12 protein-coding genes are annotated in these 12,482 nt (G+C 73.4%); 7 read left to right on the forward strand and 5 right to left on the reverse strand.

Features of this window, described 5'->3' with window-relative positions; translation table 11 throughout:
* Nucleotides 1–104: 104 nt before the first annotated feature.
* The 5 genes from AB0959_RS20310 to AB0959_RS20330 all read left to right on the forward strand — a co-directional run bounded on the left by AB0959_RS20310 (nucleotide 105) and on the right by AB0959_RS20330 (nucleotide 4,646).
* Entirely contained in the window at nucleotides 105–1,424 is a 1,320-nt protein-coding gene (locus tag AB0959_RS20310) for an MFS transporter (RefSeq protein WP_366827820.1), read from the forward strand.
* Between the two features lie 89 nt (nucleotides 1,425–1,513).
* Nucleotides 1,514–2,338: a putative hydro-lyase gene (locus AB0959_RS20315; RefSeq protein WP_366827947.1), complete on the forward strand. Its 825-nt coding sequence runs from the start codon at nucleotides 1,514–1,516 to the stop codon at nucleotides 2,336–2,338.
* Between the two features lie 72 nt (nucleotides 2,339–2,410).
* Nucleotides 2,411–3,169, forward strand: coding sequence for a 5-oxoprolinase subunit PxpA (locus AB0959_RS20320; RefSeq protein ID WP_366827821.1), 759 nt, complete (start codon nucleotides 2,411–2,413; stop codon nucleotides 3,167–3,169).
* Nucleotides 3,166–3,777, forward strand: a complete 612-nt coding sequence (locus tag AB0959_RS20325) for an allophanate hydrolase subunit 1 (protein WP_366827822.1) — start codon at nucleotides 3,166–3,168, stop codon at nucleotides 3,775–3,777. Before AB0959_RS20320 ends, AB0959_RS20325 begins: the two co-directional genes overlap by 4 nt.
* A complete protein-coding gene (locus AB0959_RS20330; protein ID WP_366827823.1) occupies nucleotides 3,774–4,646 on the forward strand; it encodes a biotin-dependent carboxyltransferase family protein in 873 nt (290 codons plus the stop codon). The genes AB0959_RS20325 and AB0959_RS20330 overlap by 4 nt, the downstream gene beginning before the upstream one ends.
* Nucleotides 4,647–4,691: 45 nt before the next feature.
* Here AB0959_RS20330 and AB0959_RS20335 read toward each other — a convergent pair whose 3' ends face one another.
* The 5 genes from AB0959_RS20335 to AB0959_RS20355 form a co-directional block, all read right to left on the reverse strand.
* Nucleotides 4,692–5,537 (reverse strand): SGNH/GDSL hydrolase family protein, encoded by an 846-nt coding sequence (locus AB0959_RS20335; protein ID WP_366827824.1) that lies wholly within the window; start codon nucleotides 5,535–5,537, stop codon nucleotides 4,692–4,694.
* Nucleotides 5,534–6,703, reverse strand: coding sequence for a glycosyltransferase (locus tag AB0959_RS20340; protein WP_366827825.1), 1,170 nt, complete (start codon nucleotides 6,701–6,703; stop codon nucleotides 5,534–5,536). Before AB0959_RS20340 ends, AB0959_RS20335 begins: the two co-directional genes overlap by 4 nt.
* A complete protein-coding gene (locus AB0959_RS20345; protein WP_366827826.1) occupies nucleotides 6,700–7,824 on the reverse strand; it encodes a glycosyltransferase family 1 protein in 1,125 nt (374 codons plus the stop codon). Before AB0959_RS20345 ends, AB0959_RS20340 begins: the two co-directional genes overlap by 4 nt.
* Before the next feature lie 274 nt (nucleotides 7,825–8,098).
* Entirely contained in the window at nucleotides 8,099–9,517 is a 1,419-nt protein-coding gene (locus AB0959_RS20350) for a HEAT repeat domain-containing protein (RefSeq protein ID WP_366827827.1), read from the reverse strand.
* A 300-nt stretch (nucleotides 9,518–9,817) separates the two neighbouring features.
* The gene (locus tag AB0959_RS20355; RefSeq protein ID WP_366827828.1) at nucleotides 9,818–10,210 is read right to left on the reverse strand and encodes an ankyrin repeat domain-containing protein; all 393 of its coding nucleotides are present in this window, start codon (nucleotides 10,208–10,210) and stop codon (nucleotides 9,818–9,820) included.
* A gap of 340 nt (nucleotides 10,211–10,550) precedes the next feature.
* Between AB0959_RS20355 and AB0959_RS20360 the strand changes: the two genes are divergently transcribed.
* Together AB0959_RS20360 and AB0959_RS20365 are read left to right on the forward strand one after the other, a co-directional pair.
* Nucleotides 10,551–10,745, forward strand: a complete 195-nt coding sequence (locus AB0959_RS20360; protein ID WP_152775053.1) for a hypothetical protein — start codon at nucleotides 10,551–10,553, stop codon at nucleotides 10,743–10,745.
* Between the two features lie 37 nt (nucleotides 10,746–10,782).
* Complete coding sequence (locus AB0959_RS20365; protein WP_366827829.1) at nucleotides 10,783–12,471, forward strand: hypothetical protein; 1,689 nt, start codon at nucleotides 10,783–10,785, stop codon at nucleotides 12,469–12,471.
* Nucleotides 12,472–12,482 lie beyond the last annotated feature (11 nt).

The raw sequence follows: 12,482 nt of genomic DNA on the forward strand, positions 1-12,482 counted from the left end.
GAGAGCGCGACGGCTCACCGGCCGCTCCACTCCGGCGTCCGTTGCCCGCGCACGGCACGGCTCGACTCCTCAACGCACCCTCCGTCCCTCATTGCGAGGTGCCCATGAGCACGACTCCTCCCTCTCAGGCCCTGACCGGTGACAATCACCCGAAAGCGGCCGAAATCGGCTCGGATGACGGCGCGTTCGCCTGGCTGCGGGCGCTCGGCCCCCGCGGCCGCCGTGCCTTCGCGGGCGCGTTCGGCGGCTACGCCCTCGATTCGTACGACTACTTCACGCTGCCCCTGAGCATGGTGGCGCTCGCGTCCTACTTCGGCCTGGACAGCGGCCAGACGGGCCTGTTCACCACGGTCACCCTGGTCGTCTCCGCGATCGGCGGGGCGGCCGCGGGCGTGCTCGCGGACCGGATCGGGCGTGTGAAGGCTCTGATGATCACCGTGATCACGTACGCCGTGTTCACGGTGGCCTGCGGCTTCGCGCCCAACTACGAGACACTGCTGGTCTTCCGGGCCCTCCAGGGACTCGGCTTCGGCGGTGAGTGGGCGGTCGGCGCGATCCTGGTCGCCGAGTACGCGAGCGCGAAGCACCGTGGCCGGACGCTCGGGGCGATCCAGAGTTCGTGGGCCGTCGGCTGGGGACTCGCGGTCGTCGTCTACACGCTGGTGTTCCAGTTCCTCGACGAGGACGTCGCCTGGCGCGTGATGTTCTGGACCGGCGCGCTGCCCGCACTGCTCGTCGTGTGGGTGCGGCGCCAGGTCAAGGACGCCCCCGAGGCGAAGGCGGCGCGTGAGAAGAGCAGCCAGAAGGGCTCGTTCAAGGCGATCTTCAAGCCGGCCACGGCCGGGGATCCGGGCATGCTGCGCACCACGCTCTTCGCCGTGCTGCTGTCCACCGGTGTCCAGGGCGGTTACTACACGCTGGCCACCTGGGTGCCCACGTACCTGAAGAGCGAGCGGGAACTGTCCGTCGTCGGCACCGGCGGCTACCTGACGTTCCTGATCTCCGGTGCCTTCATCGGCTACCTCACGGGCGGCTACCTCACCGACCGGCTGGGCCGCCGGCGGAACATCTGGCTCTTCGCGGTCCTCTCGGCGCTGTGCATCCTGGCGTACGCGAACATCCCCAGCGGCGCCAACACCCTGCTCCTCGTGCTCGGTTTCCCGCTCGGGTTCTGTATGTCGGCGATCTTCAGCGGCTTCGGCTCGTACCTGAGCGAGCTGTACCCGTCGGCCGTGCGCGGTACGGGGCAGGGCTTCACGTACAACACCGGCCGCGCCGTGGGCGCCGTCTTCCCCACCACGGTGGGCTTCCTGGCCGACAGCTGGGGTGTGGGTGGCGCGCTGGTCTTCGGCGCGATCGGCTACGGCCTGGCGGCGATCGCGCTGCTGGGGCTTCCGGAGACGCGCGGAAAGGAGCTCGTGTGAACCGCACCGCCACAGCCCAGGACCGGCCCACGGTCCTGGGCGCCCAGGACCACCCCACGACCCCGGTCACGCAGGACCGCCCCGCAACCCTGGTCGAGCAGGACCGACCTGTGACCCTCGTCGACGAGCACGCGCACGCGTGGACCCCCGGTGAGGCGCGCGCCCGGTTCCGTTCGGGCGTGTCGGGACCCACCGCCGGGGTGGCCGCCGGGCACACCCAGGCGAACCTGATCTCGGTGCCCGCCGACTGGGCGTACGACATGCTGCTGTTCTGCCAGCGCAACCCCAAGCCGTGCCCGGTGCTCGACGTCACGGACGCCGGCTCGTGGACGACCCCGCTCGCCGAGGGCGCGGACCTGCGCACCGACCTGCCGCGCTACCGCGTGTGGGAGCACGGCGAGCTGGTGGCCGAGCCCACGGACGTGGTGGACGTGTGGCGCGACGACCTGGTCTCGTTCCTGATCGGGTGCAGCTTCACCTTCGAGTGGGCGCTGACCGAGGCGGGCGTCCCGATGCGCCACATCGAGCAGGGCCGCAACGTCTCCATGTACGTGACCGGCCGCGAGTGCCGCCCCGCCGGTCGGCTGCGCGGCCCGATGGTGGTGTCGATGCGGCCGGTGCCGCCCGAGCACCTGCCGGCCGCGATCCGTGAGAGCAGCCTGCTCCCGGCCGTGCACGGCAGCCCGGTGCACTGCGGCGAGGCGTCGGGGCTGGGCATCGCGGACCTGTCCCGCCCGGACTTCGGTGATCCGGTGGACGCCGAGCCGGGCGACATCCCGGTGTTCTGGGCCTGCGGGGTGACACCCCAGGCGGCCGTGATGGCCTCGCGCCCGCCCTTCGCCCTCACCCACGCGCCGGGCCAGATGTTCCTCACCGACGCCCGCGACGAGCAGTACCGCGTGGCCGTGACCTGATACATGGCCCGATACGCGGCCTGGTACATGGCCTGATACACAAGGCGGACACACGGAGCAGAACGGAACACCATGACCTCGATCGACCTGAACGCCGACCTCGGCGAGGGCTTCGGCCGCTGGCGGCTCACCGACGACGAAGGGCTCCTGTCCGTCGTCACCAGCGCCAACGTGGCCTGCGGTTTCCACGCCGGGGACGCGGCCACGATGCGGTGGGTGTGCGAGCTGGCGGCCGAGCGCGGCGTACGGATCGGCGCGCAGGTCTCGTACCGCGACCTGGCCGGGTTCGGGCGGCGCGCGATGGACGTGCCGTCCGCCGAGCTGGCGGCCGAAGTGGCCTACCAGATCGGTGCGTTGGAGGTCTTCGCGCGGGCTGCGGGCGCCCGTGTGGCGTACGTGAAGCCGCACGGCGCGCTCTACAACCGTGTCGTGCGCGACGAGGAGCAGGCCGGTGCGGTCGTCGAGGGCGTCCGGCTCGCGGACGTCACGCTGCCCGTGCTGGGGCTGCCCGGCTCGCGTTTCCTCAAGCTGGCCGAGCAGGCCGGTCAGCCGGTGGTCACCGAGGCGTTCGCGGACCGCGCGTACACCGACGAGGGCACGCTGGTGCCGCGCGGCCAGGACGGCGCCGTGATCACGGACGCGGCCGCGGTGGTCGAGCGGTCGGTGGGCCTGGCGCGCGACGGGGCGGTCATGTCCCGGTCGGGGGACCGCGTCATGGTCCGCGCCCGCTCGTTGTGTCTGCACGGCGACACTCCGGGCGCGGTGGAGCTCGCCCACCGCGTCCGGGGCGCGCTCAAGTCCGCGGGCGTCCGCGTGGAGGCGTTCGTATGAGGGCGCTGCCGGTCGGGGACCGCGCGCTCCTGATCGAGGTCGAAACGGGTGAGGAGGCGCAGGCCCTGCACGCCGAGCTACTGCGCCGCCGTGCCACGGGAGACCTGGCGGTGGCCGAGATCGTCCCCGCGGCCCGCACGGTCCTCCTGGACGGCCTGCACGCCCCGTCCCGCCTCGCCGAGCGGCTCTCCTCCTGGGAGGTGCCGCCCGTGCCGCCACGCGCGGAGGACGTGGTGGAGATCCCCGTGCGGTACGACGGCCCCGACCTGGCGGAGGTCGCCGCACTCTGGGACATGGACGAGGCGGAGGTCGTCCGCACCCACTCCGCGGCCGAGTTCCGGGTCGCCTTCTGCGGGTTCGCCCCGGGCTTCGGCTACCTCACGGGCCTGCCTCGCGAGGTGCCGCGCCGGGCGACGCCGCGGACGGCCGTGCCGCCGGGGTCGGTCGCCCTGGCGGGTCCGTACACGGGCGTGTACCCGCGCTCCTCCCCCGGCGGCTGGCAGCTGATCGGCACGACGGACGCGGTGCTGTGGGACCACGCGCGCGTGCCGGCGGCTCTGCTGTCACCTGGTACCCGGGTCCGCTTCGTCCCGTTGGGGGCACCGTGACGGACCGCGCCCTCGTCGTCGTGCGCGCCGGGGCCCTCACCACCGTTCAGGACCAGGGGCGGCCCGGCCACGCCCACCTCGGCGTGCCGCGCTCGGGAGCACTGGACGCGCCCGCCGCCGCGCTGGTCAACCGGCTCGTGGGCAACGCCCCGGAGGCGGCCGTCCTGGAGACCACGCTCAACGGGTGTGCCGTACGGCCGCGTTCGACGGTCACCATGGCCGTCGGGGGCGCTCCCTGCACGGTCACCGTGGACGGGCGCCCGGCGGCCTGGGGCACTGCACTGCGGGTCCCCGGCGGGGCACTGCTCGACATCGGGCCCGCCCGGTCAGGAGTACGCGGCTATCTCGCCGTCTCCGGTGGCGTGGCCGTGGAGCCTGTGCTGGGCAGCCGCTCGACGGACCTGCTGTCGGGGCTGGGTCCCGCTCCGCTGACCGACGGCACGGTGCTGCCCCTGGGGCCGCCGACGACGGCCCACGCGCGCGTGGACGTCGTTCCGCACCCGGCGCCGCCCGCCGAGCTCGTCCTGCGCGTGACGCTCGGCCCGCGCGACGACTGGTTCACCACGGCGGCCGTGCGGGCGTTCACCACGCGCGCGTACACGGTGTCCACCGCGAGCAACCGCATCGGCCTGCGCACGGAGGGTCCCGCCCTGGAGCGGGCGGTTCCGGGCGAACTCCCCAGCGAGGGCATGGTGCTGGGCGCGGTGCAGGTACCGCCGGACGGCCGCCCGGTCGTGTTCCTCGCCGACCACCCGACCACCGGCGGCTACCCGGTGATCGCGGTCGTCCACCCGACGGACCTGCCCGCGGCGGCCCAGGCTGCGCCGGGTACACCGGTGCGCTTCGTCGCCGTACGCCGGCGGGGCTGAGGTCGCCGGAGGGGCCGAACCCCGCGCACATGGGCAGACGCACGCTCACGCCGCCTCCGGCCGCTCCCCCACCGTCAGCGCGGCCAGCGCCGACGCCACCGCGTGGGAGGCGCTGAGGTCCAGCCGGGCGCTGGTGCCACGGGCCTTGTGGCGGACCTCGGCCGCGGCGAGGGTGAGGAGCTGCGGCAGCAGGTCGGTGCACCGGCGGGCGACCCAGCCGGTGCCCTTCGTGGCGAGCCACCACAGGCCGGCCGACCGGGTGGGCACGGCGAACTCGGGCTCCGGAGACGGCTCGCTGCCTGTCGCGATGCCCGCCTCCGCGAGCAGTGCGTGGAAGCGGAGGGCGAGCTGCCGGTGCCCGCGTTCCCCCGGGTGGAGCCGGTCCGCGCTCCACATGGCGCGATCCGTGAGCCACGCGCCCTCGGAGGCGTGCAGATGAACCGCCTCGTACCGCTCGGACAGGGCGTGGACCACGGCGTTGACCGCGCGCTGCCGCCGGGCGAGCGGGCGGGCCAGGGCGCCGGGCAGACCGAGCATCGCCCCGGGGTCGGGCAGACAGGCGGTGAGCAGGAGGGCGCCCTGGGCGCGGAAGGCCGCGTACACCTCGTCGAGGCGGGCCGCGACGGCGTGGATGTCGAAGGTGCAGCGCAGGGTGTCGTTGACGCCGATGACGACGGAGACCACGTCCGGTCGCAGGGCCAGCGCGGCGGGGGTCTGCCGCTCCAGGACGTCGCGCGTCTGGGAGCCGCTGACCGCGAGGTTGGTGAAGTCCACGGCCGGGCCGAGCCCGCCGGCGAGGAGCGCGGCCCAGCCGCGCCAGCCGTCCCCGACGGGGTCCCCGATGCCCTCGGTCAGCGAGTCGCCGAGGGCCACGAACCGCAGGGGTCTCATCCCACGCCCTCCCGGACCGGGTCGGCACCCTCCCGAAGGGGCCACCGCGCGGCGGCGTCGTGCGCCTCGAGGAACGCCTCCACCGCGTTCTTCCACCCGAAGCACTCCGCACGCGCGCGTGCCGTCTCCCGGCGCTCGTGCTCCGGGCGCGCGAGGAGCATCTCCACGGCGTCGGCGAACGACGCCCCGTTGTCGGCGGCCGTGGCCCCGGCCGACCCGACGACCTCCGGGAGCGCGGACGAGGCGCTGGCCACCACGGGCGTACCGCAGGCCATCGCCTCCAGCGCCGCGAGCCCGAACGTCTCCGCGGGCCCCGGGGCCAGGCACACCTCGGCGGATGCCTGCAGGGAGCCCAGCATCTCCCGGTCGGCCACGTGCCCCAGGAAGGTCACCGGGAGCCCCTGCGCCCGCTGTTCGAGGCGGCTGCGCAGCGGCCCGTCCCCGGCGACGACCAGGGTGGCCCGTCGCCCGCGCCGCAGCAGCGCCTCCAGCGCCTCCAGCGCCGTACCGGGCCGCTTCTCGACGGACAGCCGGGAGCACATCACCAGCAGCACGTCTCCCGGGCGCGCGTGCCGGGCCCGCAGCCCCGGGTCCCGCAGCGAGGGATGCCGCCCCACCAGGTCGACGCCCAGCGGGGCCCGAACGACGTTGCGCGCCCCGATCCGCACGAACTCGCGCTCGGCGAACTCGGTGGTGCACACGACCTTCGAGTAGGTGTGGGCGGTACGGACGTTGAGGGCGTCGGAGGCTCGCCGTGCCATCGCCTCGGACATGCCCCAGGTCCGCAGCACGCCGTCGGCGGTCTCGTGGGAGACCATCACGGCGGGCACCCTGGCCCGGCGGGCCCACTTGCCGGTCCACCGCAGGGTGGTCCGGTCGGAGACCTCCAGGCGGTCGGGCGCGAGCGACTCAAGGAGCGCGGCCACGCGCCGCTTGTCGGCGAGGACGCGGTAGCCGCCGGTGCCGGGCAGCAGCGGACCGGGCAGGGTGATGACGCGGCCCTGCTCGGTCTCACGGTCGGTGTGGCGCTCGCCGGGCACGACGAGGACGGGTTCGTGCCCGGCCTGCTTGAAGCCCTTGCCCAGTTCGCGCAGCGCGGTGCGCAGGCCGCCCGAGGCGGGGGCGACGAAGTTCGCCAGCCGGACGATACGGAGCGACTCGCTCATGCCGCCACCACCGTCCGTGCGGACAGCACGTCGGCGTAATGCCCGATCAGCTGGTCACCGACGGCCTCCCAGGTGCGGCCCTCGACCATCGTCCGCCCCGCCGCGCCGTACTCGGTCCGCAGCACGGGGTCGGCGGCCAGGACCTCCACGGCGTCCCGTACGGCGTCCGCGTCGCGCGGCGGGACCAACAGGCCCGTCCGCCCGTGGGCCACCAGGTCCAGCGGTCCGCCGGCGGCCGGAGCGACGACGGGCACCCCGCTCGCCATGGCCTCCTGGACGGTCTGGCAGAAGGTCTCGAAGGGGCCGGTGTGCGCGAAGACGTCCAGCGAGGCGAAGATCCGGGCGAGGTCGTGGCCGGTACGGCGGCCCAGGAAGGCGGCGCCGGGCAGGGCCTCACGCAGGCCGGGATCGCTGGGTCCGTCGCCCACGACGACGACCCGGACACCGTCGAGGCCGCAGACCCCGGCCAGCAGTTCCACCTGCTTCTCGGGGGCGAGCCGGCCGACGTAACCGACGATCGTCTCGCCGTTCGGTGCCAGTTCGCGGCGCAGGGCCTCGTCGCGGTGACCGGGGCGGAAGCGGACGGTGTCCACGCCGCGCGGCCACAGCTTGACCCGGGGCACCGCGTGCGCCTCCAGGTCGTTCAGGGCCACGGTGGAGGGGGCGAGGGTGAGGTCGGCTGCGGCGTGCACGGAGCGGATGCGCCGCCAGGCGGCGTTCTCGCCCGCGTGCACGTAGGTGCGGGCGTAGCCCGCGAGGTCGGTCTGGTAGACGGCCACGGCGGGGATGCCGAGCCGGGCGGCGGCGGCCATGCCGCGGACGCCGAGGACGAAGGGGCTGGCCAGGTGGACGAGGTCGGCGCGGTGCTCGGTGATCGCCGCGGCGACGCGCCGGCTGGGGAGGGCGACGCGGACCTGGGGGTAGCCCGGGAGCGGAAGGGAGGGAACGCGGACGACGGGGCACGGCGCCTGGGCGTCGGCCGCGTCACCCGTGGCGGTGGCCGGGGCCACGACGAGCGGGGCGTGACCGCGCGCGGCGAGGTGCCGAGCGGTCTGCAGGGCGCAGTGGGCCACGCCGTTCACATCGGGGGGAAAGGACTCGGTCACGATGACGACACGCATACCCGTGTTGTCCTCGGGCTGGACGTGGCCGCGTCAACGTGGATCTTTCCGGGCGGGGAACGAAGCGTGAGCGTTACGCACCGCTCCCCTCCGGCTCCACACGCCTTTCCCCCAGGTCACCCGCTGTTCATACAGGTGTTCAATCATTCATGCGGTCGTTCGCCCGGTGGGTGTTGACAGATGCTCACGCAACCGGTGTTCACACGGCTGATCCTCACACAACCGGTGTTCACACGGCCTGTCCTCACGCAGCGGGTCTTCGCAGGGCGGGCGTTCACACGGTGGGTGTGTCCGGTCCGATCCGGCTCCGTACGGCTGTCTGGACCTCGGCCTCCTCGGCCGGATCGGCGGCGAGCCGGCGGAGCTGTTCGACGACGCGTGCGTCTCCGGTCTCCGCGTGCCGGGCGGCGATCTCGCGGGTGGACTCCTCGCAGTCCCACAGGCACTCGACGGCGAAGCCGGACGGGAAGGAGGGATCGGTGGCGGCGAGGGCGCGGGCGGCGCGGCCGCGGAGGTGGGAGGAGGCCGTCTCGCGGTAGATGTGACGCAGGACGGGTGCCGCGCACACGATGCCGAGCCGTCCGGTGCCGTCCACGAGGGTCCACAGCGTGGGGCCGTCGGGTCCTTCGCCGCGCACGGCCTCGCGGAGCGCGCCCAGGACGAGGTCGCTGTCCTGGATGCCGCCGCGGCAGGCGAGGGCGCGTCCGGCGGCGGCACCGAGCACATCGGGCCGGTGCACCCAGCGGCGCGCCCGCTCGACGGCCGCCATACTGCGCATCCGTTCGAAGGCGTCGACGGCGGCGTCCACGACGACCGCCGAACCGTCGGCCACGGCGTCCTCGATCAGATCGAGGACGTCGGGATCGTTGCTGTCGGCGAGGTAGCGCAGGGCGGTGCAGCGGGCGCCGTCGTTGCCGGCGCGGGCGGCTTCGAGGATCTCGGGACGGTCCTCGGGCCCGGCGACGGCCGTGAGACAGCGGGCGGCCGGCACGTGGAGCACGGCGCCGCGCTCGATGCCCTGCTGGGCCCACTCGAAGACGGCCCGCACGCTCCACCCCGGGCGGGGGCCGGACGGTCGCATCTGGCGCTGCCATCGGTCGAAGCTGCCGGTTTCCTGGGCGGCTCGCACGCGGGTGGCGATCGATTCGCGGGGGTCCTCGGCCCACAGCCGCCAGGGCCGTGGTTCGAAGGCGTCGCGGACGGTGGCGGCGAGCTCGGCCTCGCCCTCGGGATCGGTGGCGAAGCGCGCCAGCACGGGTGCGGCGAGGGCACGCAGGCCGGCGTCGTCGTCCCTGAGGGCGAGCTCGTCGAGGGCCCAGGCCCAGTTGGTGCCCGAGGCGGCGTACCTGCGCAGCAGGGCGAGCGCGTCCCGCCTGCCGTACGAGGCGAGGTGCCCGAGGACCGCGAGGGCGAGTCCGGTGCGTGACTCGCAGGTGTCGAGCACGTCCTCGGCGTCGAAGAGGTGCCGCTCGATCTCGTCCAGCTCGCCGTTCAGGTCGAGGTAGAGACGGGCGTAGTACAGGGAGCGGTTCTCCACCTGCCAGTCGTGGCGGGGGTCGCTCAGCACACAGTGGTTCAGTGCCGCGAGCGCCTCGGCCCGCGGGGCGGTGAGCGCGTGCAACGTACCGTCGCCGCGGCCCCGCTGGAGCAGGCCGAGCAGCGTACCGCTGGGTGCTATGAACGGTTCGAACATGGGAAACAGCCTCACATCAAGCGTCGACGCAACCGGGAATCCGCACTACCTGGCCGCGTGACAACACGTCGGAGCGCCCGCCGTCTCTTGCTTGCTGTAGACCATCTTCCTCTGCCTCTCGTCGGTGGCCCATGCGGACCGATCACGGCCCACGCGGTGCGGCAACACCTGCCCAGCCATCGTGTCCGTGAATCACGACGTCATGATGACTCGACGGTTCAACCTGCCGCGACCGAAATTTCCGGCGGCCCCGTACCGCCTCCCCCGTCTTCCGTGTTTTACCTGGTCAGAACAGTCGGATCAGTGTGCGCCGAACAGTTCGAGCAGTTGTGCCCTGCCGAACATCCGGGCGGTGTCGACGGCCGAGGGAGTGCCCGCGAGCGCGTCGGCGCCGCCCTCCAGGAGGACCTGGATGACCGCCTCCTCGCCCTTGAAAACCGCCCCCGCGAGCGGTGTCTGGCCCCGGTCGTTGACGTGGTCGGCCTCGGCGCCGCGCTCCAGGAGGGCGCGCACCGCCTCGGCGTGACCGTGGTAGGCGGCGAGCATCACGAGCGAGTCGCCGCGGTCGTTGGTGAGGTTGGCCGGAACGCCCGCGTCGACGTACGCCACGAGCGCCTCGGTCTCGCCCCGGCGCGCCAGATCGAAGATCTTCGTCGCGAGCTCCACGACCTCGGGGTCGGGGGCTTCACTCATGGGTCGGACCGCCTCTCACAGCGAGCGCGTTCGAGCCCGGGAGGGCTCCAGGGACAACTTCGGGCCGCGTACGACGGCGGATCGGTGCCCGCCGTACGAGTGAATCGCCAGAGTACTGGGCTTCGCGCGCACATGACCGGAGCCGCCCGAGGCAAAGTTCACAGCAGCCCCGTCAGGCGGAACGCCGCGGCTCGGACAACCCGGCGGGGACTGCGCCGCGGCTACACCGTTCGAGCGAAAACAGCCCCGAATAACCCATTTACCCCTTTTATCGTATAGATACATCTTGTGACCCTGGAAGAACTCATGGTGACTGTCCCCCTCGACCAGGAGAGCACACATGATTCTGTCCATCTCAGGCGTCGTCCTGCTCGGCACCATCGTCTTCCTCTACTTCCGGAAGGACAATCTCAAGGCCTCGCACGCCATCGTGGCCACGCTGTTCGGCTTCTACCTCGCCAGCACGGGCATCGCGCCGAGCATCGAGGCGGGCGGCGAGAGTCTCGCGAGCCTCCTTGGAGGCATCAAGTTCTGATCCCGACCCCGCCCGTACGCACCACGAGGAGACCGAAGTGGCCCGCCGCCCCCTCCCCCGCATCCTGAGCAACGGCAGTGCGCACCTCGCCCGAAGCCGGGAGCTGGCCCGGACGGCGGCCGACGGTGCCACCGACGTCCTCCACCCGCTGATCACGATCACCCGTGGACTGCGTCGCCTGGCGGCCGCCGGGCGACGCAAGTGGGCCGACACCGCGAAGGACCAACGGGCCTCGTTGTTCCTCGTGGCGGCGTCACTGGTGGTGGTGGTCGCCCTGGTGCCGTACGGACCGCTGCTCGCCGTCATCGCACTGATGGCGGCGGCAGCCTGGCACGGCCGCGAGGGTGCGGGGGCGCCCGCCGGCCCGGACGAGACACAGAAGCAGCGCCTCCAGGCGCTGTACGAGGCACTCGTGCCGTACTTCACGGCCGCCGAGGACCCCGCCCCCTTGTACGCCCACGGCGGCGACTGGCAGAAGGCGTTCCCGGAGTACGGCTTCGACGACTCCGGGCGCGTCCAGCGGCTGGAGATCCACTACCCGGCGTACTTCAAGGACGGCGAGGCCGAGTCCCGCGCGCGGATCGAGCAGGTGGTGCACTCCAAGTCGGGCCGCGGCCGCGAGTACCTGTTCGACTGGTACGAGGAGGGCAACCAGCTCACGGTCACGGTCCTGGCGCCGCTTCCCACCGACATCACCGCCCAGCGCTTCGTCACGGCACCGGGCGAACTGGTCCTCGGATTCACCGACGCGACCCACGTCCAGCGCACCCTGCCCGTGGAGCACCGCGAGGAGCGACGCGACGTCCCTCCGGTCGTCTGGCGCACGGGGACCCGCTCCACGGAACCGCACCTGCTGGCGGTGGGCGAGCCCGGCAGCGGAACGACGACATTCCTGCGCTCCCTCGCCCTCCAGGCCCTGCAGTACGGCGACGTCCTGGTCGTCGAGGGCACCGGCACCGACGAGTACGCGTGTCTGACCGGCCGGGAGGGCGTGCTGGCCGTCGAGTGCGGCCTCGCCGGGGCGCTGGCCGGCCTGGAGTGGGCGGCGCACGAGACGGAGCGCCGGCTGATCGCGGCGAACCGCGCCCGGCAGGCGGGCCACCCGCCACCGGAGGACACCAGGCGCCCCCTGTGGATCCTGCTGGACCGCCCGAGCGCACTGGGCCACGTGGCCGCGGCCGACGGCGGCCGGGACCCGCAGTCCCTGCTCCAGGTGCCGCTGCGCCACGGCCGCCCGGCCAACGTGACGATCGTCGTCGCCGAACAGTTCGACGGTCTGGACACCCTCTCCGAAGCGGTACTGCAGCACACACGCGCGCGCGTGCTCCTCGGCTCCGCCTCACCGGAGCAGATGGAGGAGGTCCTGGGCGGGCGCCCGCGCACCACGCCCACCCCGGACATCCCGCCCGGTCGCGGATACGCCCGCCTGGGCGCGGGTCCGGTCCACCGCCTCCAGGTCCCGGCCACCCCGGATCCGTACGACGACGCCACGACCGACAGCAACCGTCAGGCGGTGCTGGACCTGCTTCCCGCCCGCACCGCGCCGGTGGACGACGTGCCCGCCCGGACCGACGGGGCGCCGGCCGAGCTCGGAGCCGGGCTGGAGGCGGCACCGGCGGCGACCGGAGCAGCACAGGTGAAGACCGAAGCAGTGCGGGTGGGGACCGAAACGGTGCGGCTGGACAAGGACGTGATCCCGGCCAAGGCCGCGGTGGCCGAGGGCTGACCCACCACGTC

The organism is Streptomyces sp. NPDC046862 (assembly GCF_040704615.1).
GTDB lineage: Bacteria > Actinomycetota > Actinomycetes > Streptomycetales > Streptomycetaceae > Streptomyces.

Bases quoted from the DNA above. Each gene is read 5' to 3' on its own strand.
- AB0959_RS20320 (WP_366827821.1), top strand. From the start codon at position 2,411: ATGACCTCGATCGACCTGAACGCCGACCTCGGCGAGGGCTTCGGCCGC.
- AB0959_RS20350 (WP_366827827.1), bottom strand. From the start codon at position 9,517: ATGTTCGAACCGTTCATAGCACCCAGCGGTACGCTGCTCGGCCTGCTC.
- AB0959_RS20310 (WP_366827820.1), top strand. From the start codon at position 105: ATGAGCACGACTCCTCCCTCTCAGGCCCTGACCGGTGACAATCACCCG.
- AB0959_RS20335 (WP_366827824.1), bottom strand. From the start codon at position 5,537: ATGAGACCCCTGCGGTTCGTGGCCCTCGGCGACTCGCTGACCGAGGGC.
- AB0959_RS20360 (WP_152775053.1), top strand. From the start codon at position 10,551: ATGATTCTGTCCATCTCAGGCGTCGTCCTGCTCGGCACCATCGTCTTC.
- AB0959_RS20355 (WP_366827828.1), bottom strand. From the start codon at position 10,210: ATGAGTGAAGCCCCCGACCCCGAGGTCGTGGAGCTCGCGACGAAGATC.
- AB0959_RS20340 (WP_366827825.1), bottom strand. From the start codon at position 6,703: ATGAGCGAGTCGCTCCGTATCGTCCGGCTGGCGAACTTCGTCGCCCCC.
- AB0959_RS20345 (WP_366827826.1), bottom strand. From the start codon at position 7,824: ATGCGTGTCGTCATCGTGACCGAGTCCTTTCCCCCCGATGTGAACGGC.
- AB0959_RS20325 (WP_366827822.1), top strand. From the start codon at position 3,166: ATGAGGGCGCTGCCGGTCGGGGACCGCGCGCTCCTGATCGAGGTCGAA.